The sequence below is a fragment of the Nocardioides abyssi genome (genome assembly GCF_030412915.1).
GTDB classification, from domain to species: Bacteria; Actinomycetota; Actinomycetes; order Propionibacteriales; family Nocardioidaceae; genus Nocardioides; species Nocardioides abyssi.
In genome coordinates this window covers 1-281 of sequence record NZ_JAUHJR010000123.1, presented here as the reverse complement: position 1 = coordinate 281, position 281 = coordinate 1, and the positions used below count along the sequence as shown (strand labels likewise).

1 protein-coding gene is annotated in these 281 nt (G+C 69.0%); it reads left to right on the top strand.

What is annotated here, in order from left to right; all coding sequences use genetic code 11:
- A partial coding sequence (locus tag QWY29_RS20180; protein WP_300963017.1) for a trigger factor family protein occupies nt 1–281 on the top strand: 281 nt, incomplete at both ends.

Genomic DNA, 281 nt, shown 5'->3' with positions numbered 1-281 from the left:
ACCCGGGCCAAGCTGACCGTCGAGGTGCCCTTCGAGGAGCTCAAGCCGAGCCTCGACGCGGCCTACAAGGCGATCGCCCAGCAGATCAACGTCCCCGGGTTCCGCCGGGGCAAGGTGCCGCCGATGGTCATCGACCGTCAGGTCGGCCGGGGCGCGGTCCTCGACCAGGCCATCAACGACGCGCTGCCGAAGAAGTACGTGGAGGCGCTGCAGGAGAACTCGCTCGAGCCGCTCGCGCAGCCCGAGATCGAGGTCACCCGCCTCGAGGACAACGACCTCGT